This window comes from Mesorhizobium sp. WSM4307, from assembly GCF_007003945.1.
Taxonomy (GTDB): domain Bacteria; phylum Pseudomonadota; class Alphaproteobacteria; order Rhizobiales; family Rhizobiaceae; genus Mesorhizobium.
Genome location: NZ_VFTB01000022.1, coordinates 36,555 through 52,001, shown reverse-complemented (window position 1 = coordinate 52,001; position 15,447 = coordinate 36,555). Strand labels below are relative to the sequence as shown.

The following is a 15,447-nucleotide window of genomic DNA, read 5'->3' as shown; positions in this document are numbered from 1 at the left end:
CATTGTTCCAGGAAGGATCTATGTCAGACCTAGATAGGATGAGGAAAAAAGTCTGAAAGCTCCAGTTGCGTGCAGCTATTGCCAAGATGGCATTGCAGGACCTCGTCGAGGGTCTGCCGGGCAAGTGGGCCGACATACAGGAAGTCGCCGAGAAAACCCAAGCCGTTTATGCCGAGTTGGATGTTGCCAAGAGAGAACTCGCTTCAATGAAGAATTTAGGATGATGCGCACATTCACCACCCGTGACGGCTCCATTTGGATGCCGCCGTACCTGACCTCCATCGATAGCAAATCTGCATCGGCTGCTGCCGTTGTTTCAAGGTCTGCTCGCGCGATGTCATGCATCTTCACGGCGTTGATGATGCGGGTGAAATCCTCGCCCCTGCGATGACGAGGACGACGATTTCGACGGCAAGCTCAATCGCATGATCATGGTTGTCGATGATGCCGGCCGCTGCATAGGCTGCGGAGCCTGCGGCCGCGTCTGCCCCAAGAACTGCCAGACGCATGTTCCGGCCGACGAGCTCGCAACATGATCTGGCGAAAACCAGGGGAGCGGCGTGCACTTCATCTTTTTGTCGGCTCGTGGGGCTGGTCCTGTGCAGCAATGCGTCGATGGTTTACTTCGCTTTGGATTCGCTCCGTGTGGCAGTCGTCACGACGCTGGCCTGTTCGCTGCTGCTTCAGGCCGGCTACTTCGGCCGCGTGCTCTTTCTGATCTGGCAGTCCTCTAGCCGCGCTCGTGGAACTCGCCACAGGGGCCAGCATGCCGATGGTTACAGGAAAGCTCGGGTACCAGTCGTCTGACTCTGATCAACTGCGGAATGCAATTTTCAGCTGTGTCCCGGCTTGGTCGAATGCCCAGCATGTGCTGCTGCTTTGATGCGCGGATGACAGGATCAGTGCTCAGACCCACACCAATTTTGGTCACCCTCTGATGACTGAGCTGATCGTATAGGGAATCTGTGTTCGGCTAACACGCGACCATACCCCTGGGCTGACCGGTGCGTAGCAGGTTCAGGTACTTTTTTGCTGGAGATAGCATGCTGGAAAAATTCGAACGTTATCCGCTCACCTTTGGACCCACGCCGATCGAGAGGCTCGACCGCCTCGGCAAGCATCTGGGCGACAAGGTGGAAATCTACGTCAAACGCGAGGACTGCAACTCCGGTCTCGCGTTCGGCGGAAACAAGCTGCGCAAGCTCGAATACATTGTGCCCGACGCGATCGCGTCAGATGCCGATACGCTCGTCACAATCGGTGGCGTGCAGTCCAACCATACGCGCATGGTCGCTGCGGTCGCCGCCAAGATCGGCATGAAATGCCTCCTGGTCCAGGAGAGCTGGGTCCCACATGATGATGCTGTCTACGACCGGGTCGGCAATATCCTCTTGAGCCGCATCATGGGGGCAGAGGTGCGCCTGGTTGACGAGGGCTTTGACATCGGCATCCGCCGCAGCTGGGAAAAGGCACTTTATGAAGTCAAGGCAAGGGGCGGCAGGCCATATGCGATACCTGCCGGCGCCTCTGTCCACAAATACGGCGGCCTGGGCTATGTGGGGTTCGCTGAGGAGGTGCGTGCCCAGGAAGAGCAGCTTGGGTTTGCCTTCGACTATATCGTCGTCTGTACGGTGACTGGTTCAACCCACGGCGGCATGCTCGTCGGGTTCGCCAAGGATGGTCGACAGCGCAACGTGATCGGTATCGATGCCTCCGCCATGCCCGCCAAGACCAAGGCGCAGGTGCTTGGCATCGCCCAAAATACAGCGAAGCTCGTCCACCTCGGAGCGGAAATTGTCGAGGCAGACGTGGTGTTGTTCATGGACTACGCGTACCCGGGTTATGGCGTTCCATCGGAGGAAACCAAAGAGGCAATCCGTTTGTGCGCGCGGCTCGAGGGCATGATTACGGACCCCGTTTACGAGGGCAAATCGATGCAAGGGATGATCGACCTCGTCCAGAGGGGCTTCTTTCCACAGGGATCGAGGGTCCTCTACGCACATCTAGGCGGCGCACCGGCGATCAACGGGTACGGCTACACCTTTCGCAACGGCTGACGTTCGGCAGTCTGCGATTCCGCGGTCGCGCTCGAACGTGGGTAGGTAGCGTCGTTCGAGCGCTTGGCTGGAGAAGTGGAGGCAGCGACGGGCATCCACTAATTGGTACCATTACGTGCTGTCGGTGCTCAACGCCACGCGCATTGAGCGCATGCCGCCGTTGGCAACCGCGAGGCGAATTTTGACTCCGGGGCAAGAATCCACACGCGGCGGTGGCGGCACGAGGACCAAGCCGGCGAGTTCGCGCTTTCGAACTGGCGCCAAACTGCCACTGCTCGAGGGCCGAGGCCAGTCTAATCACAGGCGAGCCGTCCAAGCTCTCAAGAGTGATAGGGCGAAACCCGACAGCGGCAGAAGACATGTCGGGTTCACGACAATCGGCCGCATTTGGCCTCGTGGAGAATTTCAAAGCATTTCCCGCCGCTTACCGGAGCTGAGGGAATTGGCACCTCCGTTGCAGCTTGATGTGCGGCAACACGGTGAGAGCTTCGCTGAAGCAAGCCAGAGGGAGCGATGCCCTCGAGACCGTGTCCGATTTTGACTGGAAAATATTCCGCGACAAAAGAGACGAAAGGTGTGGAATGACTTTGGACACCAAGATGGAACTGCGTATGGGGTCCCCGGCTCCTGCGATCAAAGTGGAGAACTGGCTGCGTGGCGAGCCCCTCACGAACTTTCGGCCCGGCAAGGTCTACCTCGTTGAGTTTTGGGCGACTTGGTGCGGACCATGTGTCGACGCCATGCCCCATTTGATCGAACTGCAGGAGAAATATGAAGGCAGCGGATTTGAGGCGGTCGGAGTTGCCGCCTGCGAACAGGGTCCTACCGCAGACGAGGCGCGGACCAACGTGGATGCCTGGCTGACCGAGGAGTTCCCGAATCTGAATTATCGTATCGGGTTCGATTACATTGGCGAAATGAACAAGCTCTGGATGGATCCCAGCTCTTCGATTGGGATTCCCACCTCGTTCGTGGTCGACCGCGACGGCCACATCGCTTTTATCGGCCACCCGGCGGAACTCGATGACGTTTTGCCGAAAGTCCTTAACGGCAGCTGGCGCAGCAGCTATGAAGCGAAAGCCGCCGATGCAAAGCGCATCGCGCATAACCAACTTGCAGCGCGCGAAATGTCGCTTACCGGGCCGATATACGCCAAACTTGAGCCGGCGATGCAGGCCGAGGATTGGACGGCGGCGCTCTTGGCCATCGAAGAAGGCCTCGCCTTGATGCCAGACTCTTGTGAGTTCCGGCAGATTCATGCGGATCTTCTGCTTCACAAGCTGCGCGACATCAAGACCGGCATGCCGGTCATGCGAGAATTGGTCGAGGACGCGATCGACAAAACGTCCGACGCGGTGTCGTGGATGGCCTTGGCCCTCAACCAACTCTTCGATCCCACGATGGACAATTCCCATCTTCCGCGCGCGGAGCGCTTTGCGATGGGCAACGAGCTCTCGGAACAGATACTGGCACTCAATCCCCCGAACGGCGATGGCCCGTTTAAATACCTCCGGTACCTCCCGGTAGCTCAGTATTATTACGAGAGCGGCAACAAAGATCGCGCAATCGAGTTGATCGAGGTGGCACTGAAATCGGTGGACCGGCTGGGGCCAATTCCGGACCACACCAAACAGTACTATCTTACCCCATTGCTCGAAGCACTGGCCAACTACACGGGTGAGCCTGCCTGTCACGCGGATCTTTGTGTGGCTCCGCAAAAGAAGGCACCCGAAACTCAAAACGAAGTCACTTCCTGAGCAAGAATCGCGAAGGGACTGACAATTGGAATTGAACACTGGCCAATCCGCCCATCGAAGCTCTCTTCGCAGCAAGTATGTCGATGCAGCAGGGCGGCGGCTTGCGGAAGGTTGGATTTCAATTGCGTTGACCACCGGTCGGATCGCGGCGCAGACGATGTGCGCCGCGAATTCGCGCCGCAGGTCTCGCACTCGTGGACATGTCGAGGTCGGCCACGGGGCACTCTTGGGGTTGGCCCGCCCAAGCCATTCGTCGGCCACGCAAGCGGACCCGGAGTGGGCATCGCAGGAAAAGGAAATCGTACCTCGAAGACGAAGACTGAAATGACGAACAACGAAATTCCTCCGGTTGGCCCTGCTGTCAACAATGACGACGAGGCCCTTGCTTCCCCGTTCGTCAAATGCCTCCTGCGGCTCATTCGTACTCAGGATTCCTTCGGCTTATGGGAAGGCCATTCGGATGCCGAGCTGCTGGCCGAGTTCATCATCACCAAGCAACAGCAACGTGCGGTACCCTTTGGCGGCGATCCCGATCCTGACGCGCTGTGGAGGCTCGACATGTTTACACCGCCGTAGCGCTTGCGATCGAGGAGCGCTCCGGCGTGTCGACGTCGCCAATAATTGGAATGAAGCCCCTGCGGGCTTCCAGCGGTTGGGCGTTCTGTCGAGACGTCCACCGGTTCGGCTTCGAGACTTTCCGCAAACTTGCTGAGGCCGGTACGAAACTGGTCGACGATGCGACTGCAGCCATTGAAGCCTAGCCCGAGATGGAGCGCATCAACAAAACCATTGTTCCAGGAAGGATCTATGTCAGACCTAGATAAGATGAGGAAGAAAGTCCGAAAGCTCCAGTTGCGTGCAGCTATTGCCAAGATGGCATTGCAGGACCTTGTCGAGGGTCTGCCGGGCAAGTGGGCCGACATACAGGAAGTCGCCGAGAAAACCCAAGCCGTTTATGCCGAGTTGGATGTTGCCAAGAGAGAACTCGCTTCAATGAAGAATTTAGGATGATGCGCACATTCACCACCCGTGACGGCTCCATTTGGATGCCGTCGTACCTGACCTCCATCGATAGCAAGACCTGCATCGGCTGCTGCCGTTGTTTCAAGGTCTGCTCGCGCGATGTCATGCATCTTCACGGCGTTGATGATGCGGGTGAAATCCTCGGCCCCTGCGATGACGAGGACGACGATTTCGACGGCAAGCTCAATCGCATGATCATGGTTGTCGATGATGCCGGCCGCTGCATAGGCTGCGGAGCCTGCGGCCGCGTCTGCCCCAAGAACTGCCAGACGCATGTTGCGGCCGACGAGCTCGCAACATGATCTGGCGAAAACCAGGAGAACGGCGTTGCACTTCATCTTTTTGTCGGCTCGTGGGGCTGGTCCTGTGCAGCAATGCGTCGATGGTTTACTTCGCTTTGGATTCGATCCGTGTGGCAGTCGTCACGACGCTGGCCTGTTCGCTGCTGCTTCAGGCCTGCTATTTCGGCTGCGTGCTCTTTTTCGCGGACGTCGATGATCTGTAGAACTGTTCATTCGCTCCGCAGAGGGCCGGCGAATCCAATCTCTTCCTAAGCCCGTTGGCCGTAATCGAAAGACACGGGGCCGGCGAGTTCGTGCTCAGCTGCCACTGTGCTAGCAAGGGAACGGAATCCAATCCCGGAGCAGATGGCCAGAGTTGAGCGAAGACTGCGGTCGGAGCTCCTGCGCTTCCGGGTCTCCAAGGGGACGACTTTGCGAACCGAAGGGACTTTGAACCGTTGACGTGGCCAGCGTGCGGTAGGTTGGGCCAGCGACAGGGATCCCGGCCGGCCGGGAAGCACCGCCCTCTCAATGTGCGTTGACTTCGCTTCCTTTGGCGAAATGTGGGTAACGGCGAGGGCCGCACTCTTCCCGGGCCGTCGACATTCCCGCCCTTTTGGTGCGTGCGCCGTTAGGCGCGACAATTCGGTGCCCGCGTGTAACTGCGCGCATTCGCCGAAGCTTAGACGTGGTGCATTCCCGCTCGCCCGTTTGGCGGACAGTTCCGGCCGTGCTGGTTTTGCCGCCTAACGCCCGCCGCTCGTCACTGCCACACCCCTCTCCGGCAACGGCTCGGCGCATCGCGCAAGCCGGTTTAGCGATCAGGCCAGGCCCTTCGCGAGTTCCAACGCCTGCCGTTCGAAGAGGCGGCGGTAAATGCCACCATCGAGATTGATCAGGGCGGCATGATCGCCGTCCTCCATGATGCGGCCACGGTCGAAGACGAGCAGCCGATCGAGCGAGCGGACCGTCGACAGCCGGTGTGCGATGACGAGTGTGGTTCGGCCCACCATCAACCGATCCACCGCTTGTTGAATGAGCACCTCGGATTCCGAATCGAGGCTCGATGTGGCCTCGTCCAGAATAAGGATCGGCGCGTTCGCGAGGAAGGCGCGCGCGATCGCCACGCGCTGGCGCTCGCCGCCGGAGAGCTTCAAACCCCTTTCGCCGACCAATGTCCCATAGCCCTTCGGCAGGGGCGCGATGAATTCGTGGGCACTTGCCAGTCGTGCCGCTTGCTCGATCTCGGCCTGGCTCGCGCCAGGCCGGCCATAGGCGATGTTCTCGGCAAGCGACCTGTGAAACAGGATCGGCTCCTGCTGCACGATCGCGATCTGCGAACGAAGGGACTCTTGGGTCACCTCCGAGACGTCCTGACCGTCTATCAGGATCCGGCCGCCGCTCAGGTCGTAGAGTCTCTGGATCAGCTTCACGAATGTTGTCTTGCCGGAACCGGAGGGTCCAACCAACCCAACCCTTTCGCCAGCTTCAATCGACAGCGAACATTCGCTATAGAGCGGCAGGGGATGGTTGGCGTAGCGGAAGTGGACGTTCTCGAAATCGATACGGCCGTTCGTGATCCGGATCGGCTTGGCCTCTGGACGATCGGCAACATCCACCTGCTGATTGTGGATGGCCACCAGTTCTTCCATATCATTAACCGAGTGCTGCACGTTGCGGACATGCATGCCGGCATCACGCAGATAGCCCTGCAGGACGATGAAGGACGTGAGAACATATGCTATCTCGCCCGGCGTTGCCTGTCCATGCGACCACAGAAGCAGGGCATATCCGACCACCGCCACCCTGAGCGCAACCAAAGTTACGCCTTGGGTTGAGCCGATGATCGTTCCGCGCACCCAGCTCCGGCGCGCGCGGTGCCGCCATTTCGTCATGATATTTGCAAGCCGCTCGTCTTCGCGAACCTCTGCGCCGAAGCCCTTGACCACAGCGTTGCAACTGACCGCGTCCGCAAGCGCGCCGCTGAGCCTTGTGTCCCATCGGTTGGCAAGGCTCGCCGCTGGCGCGACATAGCCGAGCGACAGCGAAATCGAAAACGCAAGGTAGACGAGAGAGCCGCAAGCAAAGATCACGCCCATGACCGGCCAGTGCCAGCCGAGCAGCACCGTCGAGCCGATCAAGATGACAAACGACGGGAGCAGCGTGACGAGTATCGTGCTGTTGAGGAGGTCGAGCGCCCACATGCCGCGCGTTATCTTGCGCACTGTCGAGCCGGCGAAGCTGTTTGCATGCCAGTCTGTCGAAAAGCGCTGCACATGATGGAACGCTTCGGTCGCGACGTCGGAAATCATTTTCAACACCAGGTCGCTCAGGCCAATGAAGGCGACGTGGCGCATGGCAATGCCACCGAGTGCCAATGCAATCGGTACAGAGAATGCTGCAACAGCTGAATCCGAAGCTGGTGCTGCCGCATTAGCAGCACGAGAAACAGCGTCGATGAGTCGGCCAGAATAGAGCGGCATCAACACGTCAGCCAGCGTGGAGGCGAGCATCGCGGTCATGATGATCGCGAGCCGGGCCGGCTGCCTGTTCCAGAGGCGAACAGTGAAGGCGAAAACGTCGCGACAAGTGGCGCCGCGCCCATGGACGGGGAAACGTCTCATAGTTTCCAAGCGGGCGCATCAACACGCTCGGTCCCAAAGACGATAAAAGACAAAACTGGAATTTCGACCTCCCCCATAACAGCATCAATTTTGGCGGGCAGCTCTTGCCGCCTCACGACGGTGAGTTCAAAAGTCGTGCCAACTGAGCGGGAACATCCGAAGGACAAATTCAGCAGGTTACCGAGCCTGGAGAAAGTCAGCCGCCATCCAGTCGATACGATTGCTACGGCTGCTCAACTCGGGAGATTGGAAAAGAAGGTCGATGTATCGATTGAATTTTGAGCTTGTTCTTGCCTCGATCAAATAAGTACAGTTGCAATGCAGCTTTCTCAGGCCCGGCACTTAGGTGCTGATTTCAAAAGCGCGCCGCGAATACTTTCCTGCCCATATTCCGTCAATCGAATGCTCGACTGTCGGATTGTGCGCTCCCCGACACAGTGCTGTCGGTTCGCCTCCTGGGTACCTCCCCCGTCGATTGACGACCTGAAGGAGAAGCTTCGCTCGCAAGCTGGCACGACTCTTGAGGGTACTCCAGGTGGCGGAAGGAACTCCGGCTCGAGTCCCGTTGACTTCGGATGTTGCGAGGCTGGGTTGGAGCAAACTGTGCACCAATGAGAACGCAATGAAGGAGACATCATGGAACTCCGGCGGATTGCGGTGGAGTTAGACCTATTCCTCAAGATGACTGATGATGTCGCTCAATCCGAACAGTTGTTCGAACTGTTGTCTGCGTTTGCGCTGAATTTCGATTGCCCGTGGATTGCCTATGGGCCGCTCGCATCAGAGAGGGCTTTCAAGCCGAACCGGGAGGGTTCTGTGGTGATGTGGAATTATCCTGCTGAATGGCAGGAGCGCTACTCGAGAATGGGCTATGCCAAAATAGACCCCCTCATCAAGAAAGGTCGAAAGGAGGCGGGACCCTTTCGATGGAGCGAGGTGTATACTGATGAAAACATAACTGAAGATGGACGCCGCGTCTTGGACGAAGCAGCAACATTCGGCTTGAGGTCAGGCGTTACCGTCCCATTACATGGCCCTGGTGGCAGCTTTAGGTTTGTGAGTTTTGCTCAATCCTCGGACTGCGAATTGCAGAATAGAGCGATCACCTACCTGCAAATGGCCGCGCTGCGGTTTCATCGGATGGTTACGAAGTTCGACACTACGACTGCGTCGGAACGAGCTCATAACCTGTCTCCGAGAGAAATAGAGTGCATTGATTTGGTGTCACAAGGAAAATCATCTTGGGAAATAGGAACTATTTTAGGCAGATCACGAAATACGATAGATTTCCATTTAAAAAATGTAATGCGGAAGTTGGATGCGACCAGCAGAACGGTAGCTGTTGTAAAAGCTTTGAACCTTGGGATTATCCAACCGCCGTAGGTGCGCAGCTAGTTCTCCGCCCGTAGTAGCGCGCGTGATAGCCGAGACGCTCCGGCGTGCGCTCGCTCTTCGAAGCACCCAGCGCCTCGTCCATCTCGGCCTCGAGCACCTCCTGCATCACGGCGCGAATCACCTCGTGCAATCCATCCGGCTTCGAAAGCAAAATGTCGTTGACGCTGCTACGGCGGATTTATCTTCAGGCTTGGTCCTGGTGGCGATGCTGAGTTCGCTTCGCTGAGATTGGGCGGTCATGACAGGGTGGTGTTCAATGTCACCGATTCCTGGAAGAAATTACCATCCGTATTAAGCGACTGACGATGAGTGATGTGTGTCCAAAATCTGACAGCTGTCAGAAAACATTTCGGGTTCAATACAGCGGAGCGTCTTAGCCCTGTCGGGCTTTTCGAAGCCTATCTCGCAGTAACTGCGCGCCAGGCGCACTAGCTCGGCCTTTGCTGGTCGATGTGCGGCAATATAGTGTGAGGGCTGACCCGCATGAGAACACGGAACTCGCTCGATGAAGGATGATCGACGGCATCCAGAAAGCTTCTCTCCGGCGGGTTCGAGGGTGCTGCGCGCGCATCTCGGCGACGGGCCAGCGACCAACGGTTGAGGCTACATCTCCGGAGCGAGTGATGCCTCGAAAGATGCAATGCTGTCTCTGGTCCGACGCGCTGGAAGTTTGTGAAGGGTCGGCCCGGCAAATCGGTGAACCGGGCGGCTTAGGCTGCCAAAAAGGGTAGATGTCTGCGTTGCCTCGGTAGATCAGCAGGCGGTATCAGAAAGCCAAAGGCACACGCACACCATCGTGGCGCTTCGCAGGAAGTAGATGGGAGTAATCACCAGTGATTTTACCGGAACTTCGCTCAGCAAACACAGCCGGCAGGGTTTTGGAGATAACGACGACCACGGGATGCGTCGTAGGATGTTCATATTGTCCCCAGGACAAGTTCGCGGTCCGGCAAAGAAAAGTGTCTCATGCGAGTCATCTGGATCTTGAAGATTTCAAGCGGTGTCTGGCCCGCGTACCGACTTCCGTCGACATTGGTTTTGCGGGATACTCCGAACCTTGGCTCAATCCGGACTGTACCGAAATGGTGGAGCACGCCTTCGCCAAAGGCCATGGCATCAGGATTTTTACGACGCTGGTGGGAATGAACGGGCAGGACCTGCAGCGATTGCAAGCCTTGCGCTTGGGCGTATTCGTGGTCCATGTTTTCGATGACGGCACCTACATGAACAGCCGCCTGGTCGGAGACAAGTATCGCGATCTGGTTCGTCAACTCGTCGACGCGGACATCCCCTTGATCCGATTCGTGGCCTTGGGCGAGCCCCACCCAGATATAGCCGACATTATTCCTACCGAAGCCCTGATAAAAGCGCGGCCGGTGAGCAGTAGGGGTGGAAGCGTCGACCCTAAGATCGTTGCACCACGTCAGCCAGTGGTCGGAGCCCTAACCTGCGTGGACGCACGACAGTATCGGAATGTTCTTCTTCCAAACGGCGACGTTACCCTGTGCTCTATGGATTTTGAACGGCGTCACGTATTGGGCAACCTTCTATATGAGGGTTACTCCGCTCTGTTTGAAAAGCCAGTTTTTCGCGAAATCGTCGACCGCATGAATGGAGCAGATGGTTTTCTGCTTTGCAGGATGTGTGAATTCGCCGACCCAAACGACCGGACCTGAGTGCATGCCGGCCGAGAGGGCGTGCCTGGCAGTGCGGATGGCCCCACGACAGATGCACCTGCCCGCGACGCCATCGTGTTTTCACGTTACGCCAGTATGTTCCTGTAGGCGCGGCAGTGGGCCTCGAGCATTTCGGAGACGAGCTCATCGAAAGGTCTTCGCCTTCCAACCGAGCTTGTCGGCCTGCCTAGCTTGAGGTAACGCCGATCACAGGTCAACCATCGGTCGGATGGAAACAGTGTTAGTCGATCCCGATCAGAGCTTGATTGCTTACTCACGGCTCACCTCGTCAACGCCTTCACCCTCCCGGACGATCTCCTTTTCGACTCGCCTGAAGGCAGCAGCCCAGCTGCGGCCGGGGATGGTTGCCGTCGCGGTAGTGGACGTTCTCGAAACCGATGCGGCCCTTCGCCAGCGCGTCTCCCGGTTGCTTCCGCCTGGCCTACGAACGGGCTTTCCGTCAAGGGGGTCCACGGCGGCCCCGCCCTCTTGATCCGGCGGCTCGGGCCAGTCATCGCGCAAGAGATCGGAATCCGCATTCTTCTCAAAGAGAGCGTGGCTTTCGCTGTGTCATCGGTCATCAAATAGTTTCTTGAATCAGGTTGGTGTCCGCAGCCCGAGGTTGAACGGCGAATATTGATGACCGCCGCGAAGCCGCTCGCTCGCTACGGCGCTATTGAGGAGCGCGCTCGCGAGCGGCTTCGCTACCGCCGAGCGACACAACCTCTGGCGACGCGACCCTGCTGATCTCCTTGGACTCATTCATTTGTCCGGAGCGCTATGGGCAGCGAAGGGTGGGTACGTCAACTACCTGATGCCATAGTAGCGATGCTTTCGCGGAAGCTTTAGAAGCCATCCTGTTGCAGCACATTCGAAAGCATCCGAATGGAGGGCAACGCAACCCAACAATATTTGATGAGGATGCCGGCATCACCAGACCAAACCCAGACCAAACAAAGCTGCCTCCGGCATTCTGCTTCAACGTTAAGCGACGAACATCTGCCGCAAACCACTAGCCATTAAACAGCTCTCTTCTTTGAAAGACTATGTGCAGAGGACTTGATATGGACACCGACGCTTTCACGGCTCATGAATCTAACGTTCGTCGTTATTGCCGGGCGTTCCCCACCGTCTTTACGAAGGCCCTTGGGGCGACGATCTGGGACGAGACGGGTAAGCCCTTTATCGATTTCCTGGTGGGTTCCGGCGCACTCAACTACGGGCACAACAATCCGGATATTATGGCGCCAGCGATTGAATATCTCGTCGGTGAGAACATTCTTCTGTCGCTTGATATGCATACGGCGGCAAAGCGTGACTTCATTGAAGGGTTCGTCGATTGGATCCTGAAACCCAGAGGCCTTTCGTACAAGATTCAGTTTCCCGGGCCGACCGGCACGAACGCCAACGAAGCGGCGCTGGCGCTGGCGCGAAAATACACCGGCCGCTCGAGCGTCATGGCCTTTACGAATGCGTTCCACGGCATGTCGCTCGGCTCTCTAGCGGTGTCGGGCTCGGCCTCAACCAGGGAACTGGGAGGCGTCGCTCGCCACGATGTGATCCGTGTTCCCTATGACGGCTATCCGAGCCAAGCTTTCGATTCCGCCAGTTACATCGACAGCGTTTTGAGCGACCCGGGGAGCGGCATAGAAAAGCCTGCCGCAATCATTCTGGAGACCATCCAGGCCGAAGGCGGCATGAACGCCGCATCCGCAGCTTGGCTCACGGAAATTCAGCGCATTTGCCGTACGCACGGCATTGTTTTTATCGTCGACGATATTCAGGCGGGTGCGGGCCGAACTGGCGATTTCTTCTCATTCGAGTCCGCGAAAATCGAACCGGATATTGTGTGTCTTTCCAAGTCCCTAAGCGGTTCAGGTAGTCCGTTGTCCATCGTTCTGATTCGACCCGACTTGGACATATGGAAGCCCGGAGAACATAGCGGGACCTTCAGAGGCAACAATTTCGCCTTCGTGACGGCAGGAGCCATGTGCAAGATGTGGTCGGATAGGAAATTTACTGCAGGTGTCGAGCGGACAGCCGTCAGGCTGCAAACGCACCTCGATCGCCTGGTTGCGAAATTTCCAAGATACATCGAACAGAAGCGCGGCCGCGGTCTGATGGCCGGCCTGAAATGCCGTTCACCGGCAGTTGTCGGCCGCGTGCACGATGTCGCATTCGAAAATGGCCTTCTTATCGAATCCTCGGGGCCAAATCGCGACGTTATCAAAGTCCTCCCACCGATAACCATCACCGATGCCGAACTCGATCGTGGCATCACCATCCTTGAACACGCACTACAGGAGCAAGACAATGCCTAGTCAGATATCTCAAGTGCCAGCCATCTCGCCGGTTTCGATCAAAGAACGGACCGGGTCGATCAACACGGCGGAGATCATCTCGGTCCTGAAAGGTGAGCTCACCGCTCTGCACATCAAGCAAGCTTTCAGCACCGAAGTAGCCGAGGAGATCACTACGAACTTTATTGGAAGCTCTGGTCTCAGAGAGCGTAAAGATGGTGTGCCCGGACAATATGTCGGCGCATCTCACTACAGGAAGGATGCAGCCACCTATTTCGCAGACGCCGAAAACGCGCGGCCGTACGTCGATGCCCTTTTTAAGAATTTGGTTGACCCGGTTCGAGCAGTATTCAGGGCGTTGAAGCGAGAGCTTCACAACCAGGGAATCGAATTGCGGCTAGCCCGTTCCGAACACGGCCAGGCCAATGTTTGTCGCGGCCTCAGTTGGTCGGGCACAGGCACATTTTCCTTGGATCCCCACGACGACGTCGCTCAAGTCTTACGTGCTGGCGATGATTACGAGCTTTCTGCGGTGGCGCACAATACGGTCGCAGCGCTCAACCTCTATCCCAGCATGCCTGAGGAAGGCGGCAATCTGAAGCTCTGGAGCCACAAGCCGACGGTTGCGGACCGGATATCGCAAGGTGTGGAGACCACTGGATATCCCTATTCGGCAGCCTATCTGGAAGCCGTCCCTTGCCGCGAGTTCGAGCTCAAAACCGGGGATATCGCCCTAATCGATGGCGGCTTCGTTCACGGGGTTACCGGTCAATTAGGCGACGGAAAGCGTCGCCTAGTGCTGAATTGCTTTTTCGGATTTGCGCGGCCTGATCTTGTTCTCTGGTGGACGTGACGTTGGACCTCGCAGCGATCGACTGGCTTGGGCCGTGAGTTGGCGTGGCCAGGCGTGTGACTGCTCATGCTGCCGTCATACAAGCCGAACCTCGAACCGATTGAAATGGCCTTCGCCAGACAGTTTGGGCTGATGCCTTTGCAGGCTACAATTCAGGACTCGCCCTATGAAGAAGCAGTTTACTCCTACAAACGATGTAAGCCTCGCGATCTTTGATCGTCTTGAGTCTGAGGTGCGGAGCTACGTCCGTGCGTTCCCAGTTCTGTTCGATCGAGGCGTCGGCACTGCCCTCATAGCTACAGACGGTCGGGAATACATCGACTTCTTGGGAGGCGCGGGAGCCTTGAATTACGGGCACAACAACCCAGCCTTCACGCGGGCGTTGTTGGACTACATTGCGCGCGACGGAATTGTGCACGGGCTCGACCTTGCTACGACCGCCAAGAAGGCCTTCATCGAAGCTTTTGAGCAGTTTATTTTGAAGCCCCGCGGTCTGTCTTATAAATTGCAATTTACTGGCCCCACAGGTACGAACGCGGTCGAGGCGGCTCTGAAGCTAGCTCGCCAAGTGACCGGCAGGTCAAACATCGTTTCGTTTACGAACTCGTTTCACGGAGTCAGCGCTGGGGCGTTGGCGGCAACCGGAAACACGAAGTTCCGAGATGCTGTCGGCTTTCCCCTCGCGCACGTGACATCGTTGCCGTACGAGGGCTATCTCGGCGCTTCAGACACGATCGAGTATTTCGAGAAGCTTCTCGATGATCCTAGCAGTGGTCTCGGCAAACCCGCTGCGGTGATCCTAGAAGCAGTGCAGGGCGAAGGCGGTGTCAATGCTGCTACCGTTGAATGGCTGCAACGGCTGCGTGATCTGACCTCTCGGCACGAGATCCTGATGATCCTCGATGATATTCAGGCTGGTGTCGGTCGCACAGGGAAATTCTTCAGTTTCGAGGCGGCTGAGATCGTGCCGGACATCGTTACCCTGTCAAAGTCGTTGTCTGCAATTGGAACGCCTATGGCCCTTGTCCTCATGAAGCCTGAACTTGATGTCTGGACGCCGGGTGCGCACACCGGCACGTTCAGGGGCAACAACTATGCTTTCGTCACTGCTCGTGCGGCCCTTGAGACTTACTGGTCCGACTCCAAGTTTGAAGATGAGATTGCTCGCAAATCAGCCATCTTGGCTCAAGAACTCAAGTCGATCGCAGACGACTTCCCCAGCCTTGCTCTGAATGTCCGAGGCCGCGGCTTGATGTATGGACTCGTATCACCAAAGCACCACTCATTGCCGGGGCTCATTTCCCGGGAAGCTTTTCGTCGCGGCTTGGTGATCGAGATCGCTGGCTCGTATGGTGAGGTGCTCAAGTTCATGACAGCCCTTACCATAACCGAGGCTGAACTGCGCCGTGGTCTGTCGATCGTACGCGACAGCATTGGCGCGGTGCAGGACAGCATTTCAGCGGAGTAGGCATTCACTCAGT

General features: G+C 57.4%; 14 protein-coding genes and 3 pseudogenes. 15 read left to right on the top strand and 2 right to left on the bottom strand.

Features of this window, described 5'->3' with window-relative positions; all coding sequences use genetic code 11:
• Positions 1 to 65: 65 nt before the first annotated feature.
• From FJV83_RS34900 to FJV83_RS34860, 9 genes and pseudogenes are all read left to right on the top strand, one after another.
• On the top strand, positions 66 to 224 hold the full coding sequence (locus tag FJV83_RS34900; protein ID WP_224571204.1) for a CCE_0567 family metalloprotein: 159 nt from the start codon (positions 66 to 68) through the stop codon (positions 222 to 224).
• Positions 221 to 536, top strand: a pseudogene (fdxB, locus tag FJV83_RS34895) (ferredoxin III, nif-specific). The gene FJV83_RS34900 and the pseudogene fdxB (FJV83_RS34895) overlap by 4 nt, the downstream one beginning before the upstream one ends.
• Positions 508 to 807, top strand: coding sequence for an exopolysaccharide production repressor protein (locus tag FJV83_RS37810; protein ID WP_082826585.1), 300 nt, complete (start codon positions 508 to 510; stop codon positions 805 to 807). Before fdxB (FJV83_RS34895) ends, FJV83_RS37810 begins: the two are co-directional and overlap by 29 nt.
• A 236-nt stretch (positions 808 to 1,043) precedes the next feature.
• Positions 1,044 to 2,057 carry a 1-aminocyclopropane-1-carboxylate deaminase gene (locus FJV83_RS34885; RefSeq protein ID WP_024505903.1) on the top strand — a complete coding sequence of 338 codons (1,014 nt, stop codon included), beginning with the start codon at positions 1,044 to 1,046 and terminating at the stop codon, positions 2,055 to 2,057.
• Positions 2,058 to 2,656: 599 nt separating this feature from the next.
• Positions 2,657 to 3,814 carry a TlpA disulfide reductase family protein gene (locus FJV83_RS34880; RefSeq protein WP_063170386.1) on the top strand — a complete coding sequence of 386 codons (1,158 nt, stop codon included), beginning with the start codon at positions 2,657 to 2,659 and terminating at the stop codon, positions 3,812 to 3,814.
• 324 nt (positions 3,815 to 4,138) lie between these two features.
• Positions 4,139 to 4,575, top strand: a pseudogene (locus tag FJV83_RS34875) (DUF269 domain-containing protein).
• A 46-nt stretch (positions 4,576 to 4,621) separates the two neighbouring features.
• On the top strand, positions 4,622 to 4,825 hold the full coding sequence (locus FJV83_RS34870; RefSeq protein ID WP_063169367.1) for a CCE_0567 family metalloprotein: 204 nt from the start codon (positions 4,622 to 4,624) through the stop codon (positions 4,823 to 4,825).
• A complete protein-coding gene (gene fdxB, locus FJV83_RS34865; protein ID WP_174800308.1) occupies positions 4,822 to 5,139 on the top strand; it encodes a ferredoxin III, nif-specific in 318 nt (105 codons plus the stop codon). Before FJV83_RS34870 ends, fdxB (FJV83_RS34865) begins: the two co-directional genes overlap by 4 nt.
• Entirely contained in the window at positions 5,136 to 5,342 is a 207-nt protein-coding gene (locus tag FJV83_RS34860) for an exopolysaccharide production repressor protein (protein ID WP_082826584.1), read from the top strand. Before fdxB (FJV83_RS34865) ends, FJV83_RS34860 begins: the two co-directional genes overlap by 4 nt.
• A 597-nt stretch (positions 5,343 to 5,939) precedes the next feature.
• Here the strand turns inward: FJV83_RS34860 and FJV83_RS34855 are convergent.
• A complete protein-coding gene (locus tag FJV83_RS34855; protein WP_063169366.1) occupies positions 5,940 to 7,742 on the bottom strand; it encodes an ABC transporter ATP-binding protein in 1,803 nt (600 codons plus the stop codon).
• Here FJV83_RS34855 and FJV83_RS36695 point away from each other — a divergent pair.
• Together FJV83_RS36695 and FJV83_RS34850 are read left to right on the top strand one after the other, a co-directional pair.
• Positions 7,722 to 8,024, top strand: a complete 303-nt coding sequence (locus FJV83_RS36695; RefSeq protein ID WP_127262113.1) for a hypothetical protein — start codon at positions 7,722 to 7,724, stop codon at positions 8,022 to 8,024. The two genes, FJV83_RS34855 and FJV83_RS36695, sit on opposite strands and share 21 nt — an antisense overlap.
• 354 nt (positions 8,025 to 8,378) lie before the next feature.
• Entirely contained in the window at positions 8,379 to 9,125 is a 747-nt protein-coding gene (locus FJV83_RS34850) for a LuxR family transcriptional regulator (RefSeq protein ID WP_063169365.1), read from the top strand.
• 16 nt (positions 9,126 to 9,141) lie between these two features.
• Here FJV83_RS34850 and FJV83_RS34845 read toward each other — a convergent pair.
• Positions 9,142 to 9,377 (bottom strand): annotated as a pseudogene (locus tag FJV83_RS34845) (transposase); the annotation flags it as partial.
• Positions 9,378 to 10,096: 719 nt separating this feature from the next.
• Between FJV83_RS34845 and FJV83_RS34840 the strand changes: the two are divergent.
• The 4 genes from FJV83_RS34840 (at position 10,097) to ectB (FJV83_RS34825) (ending at position 15,434) form a co-directional block, all read left to right on the top strand.
• Positions 10,097 to 10,813, top strand: coding sequence for an SPASM domain-containing protein (locus tag FJV83_RS34840; protein ID WP_224571099.1), 717 nt, complete (start codon positions 10,097 to 10,099; stop codon positions 10,811 to 10,813).
• Between the two features lie 1,064 nt (positions 10,814 to 11,877).
• A complete protein-coding gene (ectB, locus tag FJV83_RS34835; protein ID WP_063169362.1) occupies positions 11,878 to 13,134 on the top strand; it encodes a diaminobutyrate--2-oxoglutarate transaminase in 1,257 nt (418 codons plus the stop codon).
• Positions 13,127 to 13,966, top strand: coding sequence for a hypothetical protein (locus tag FJV83_RS34830; RefSeq protein WP_063169361.1), 840 nt, complete (start codon positions 13,127 to 13,129; stop codon positions 13,964 to 13,966). Before ectB (FJV83_RS34835) ends, FJV83_RS34830 begins: the two co-directional genes overlap by 8 nt.
• Before the next feature lie 166 nt (positions 13,967 to 14,132).
• Positions 14,133 to 15,434: a diaminobutyrate--2-oxoglutarate transaminase gene (ectB, locus tag FJV83_RS34825; RefSeq protein WP_063169360.1), complete on the top strand. Its 1,302-nt coding sequence runs from the start codon at positions 14,133 to 14,135 to the stop codon at positions 15,432 to 15,434.
• Positions 15,435 to 15,447: the final 13 nt, after the last annotated feature.

What these genes read in the sequence shown, in the direction of transcription:
- FJV83_RS34885 (WP_024505903.1), top strand. Translation starts at nt 1,044, where the DNA reads ATGCTGGAAAAATTCGAACGTTATCCGCTCACCTTTGGACCCACGCCG.
- FJV83_RS34870 (WP_063169367.1), top strand. Translation starts at nt 4,622, where the DNA reads ATGTCAGACCTAGATAAGATGAGGAAGAAAGTCCGAAAGCTCCAGTTG.
- FJV83_RS34855 (WP_063169366.1), bottom strand. Translation starts at nt 7,742, where the DNA reads ATGAGACGTTTCCCCGTCCATGGGCGCGGCGCCACTTGTCGCGACGTT.
- FJV83_RS34830 (WP_063169361.1), top strand. Translation starts at nt 13,127, where the DNA reads ATGCCTAGTCAGATATCTCAAGTGCCAGCCATCTCGCCGGTTTCGATC.
- ectB (WP_063169360.1), top strand. Translation starts at nt 14,133, where the DNA reads ATGAAGAAGCAGTTTACTCCTACAAACGATGTAAGCCTCGCGATCTTT.
- FJV83_RS34850 (WP_063169365.1), top strand. Translation starts at nt 8,379, where the DNA reads ATGGAACTCCGGCGGATTGCGGTGGAGTTAGACCTATTCCTCAAGATG.
- FJV83_RS34860 (WP_082826584.1), top strand. Translation starts at nt 5,136, where the DNA reads ATGATCTGGCGAAAACCAGGAGAACGGCGTTGCACTTCATCTTTTTGT.
- FJV83_RS37810 (WP_082826585.1), top strand. Translation starts at nt 508, where the DNA reads ATGTTCCGGCCGACGAGCTCGCAACATGATCTGGCGAAAACCAGGGGA.
- ectB (WP_063169362.1), top strand. Translation starts at nt 11,878, where the DNA reads ATGGACACCGACGCTTTCACGGCTCATGAATCTAACGTTCGTCGTTAT.
- fdxB (WP_174800308.1), top strand. Translation starts at nt 4,822, where the DNA reads ATGATGCGCACATTCACCACCCGTGACGGCTCCATTTGGATGCCGTCG.
- FJV83_RS36695 (WP_127262113.1), top strand. Translation starts at nt 7,722, where the DNA reads ATGGACGGGGAAACGTCTCATAGTTTCCAAGCGGGCGCATCAACACGC.
- FJV83_RS34880 (WP_063170386.1), top strand. Translation starts at nt 2,657, where the DNA reads ATGGAACTGCGTATGGGGTCCCCGGCTCCTGCGATCAAAGTGGAGAAC.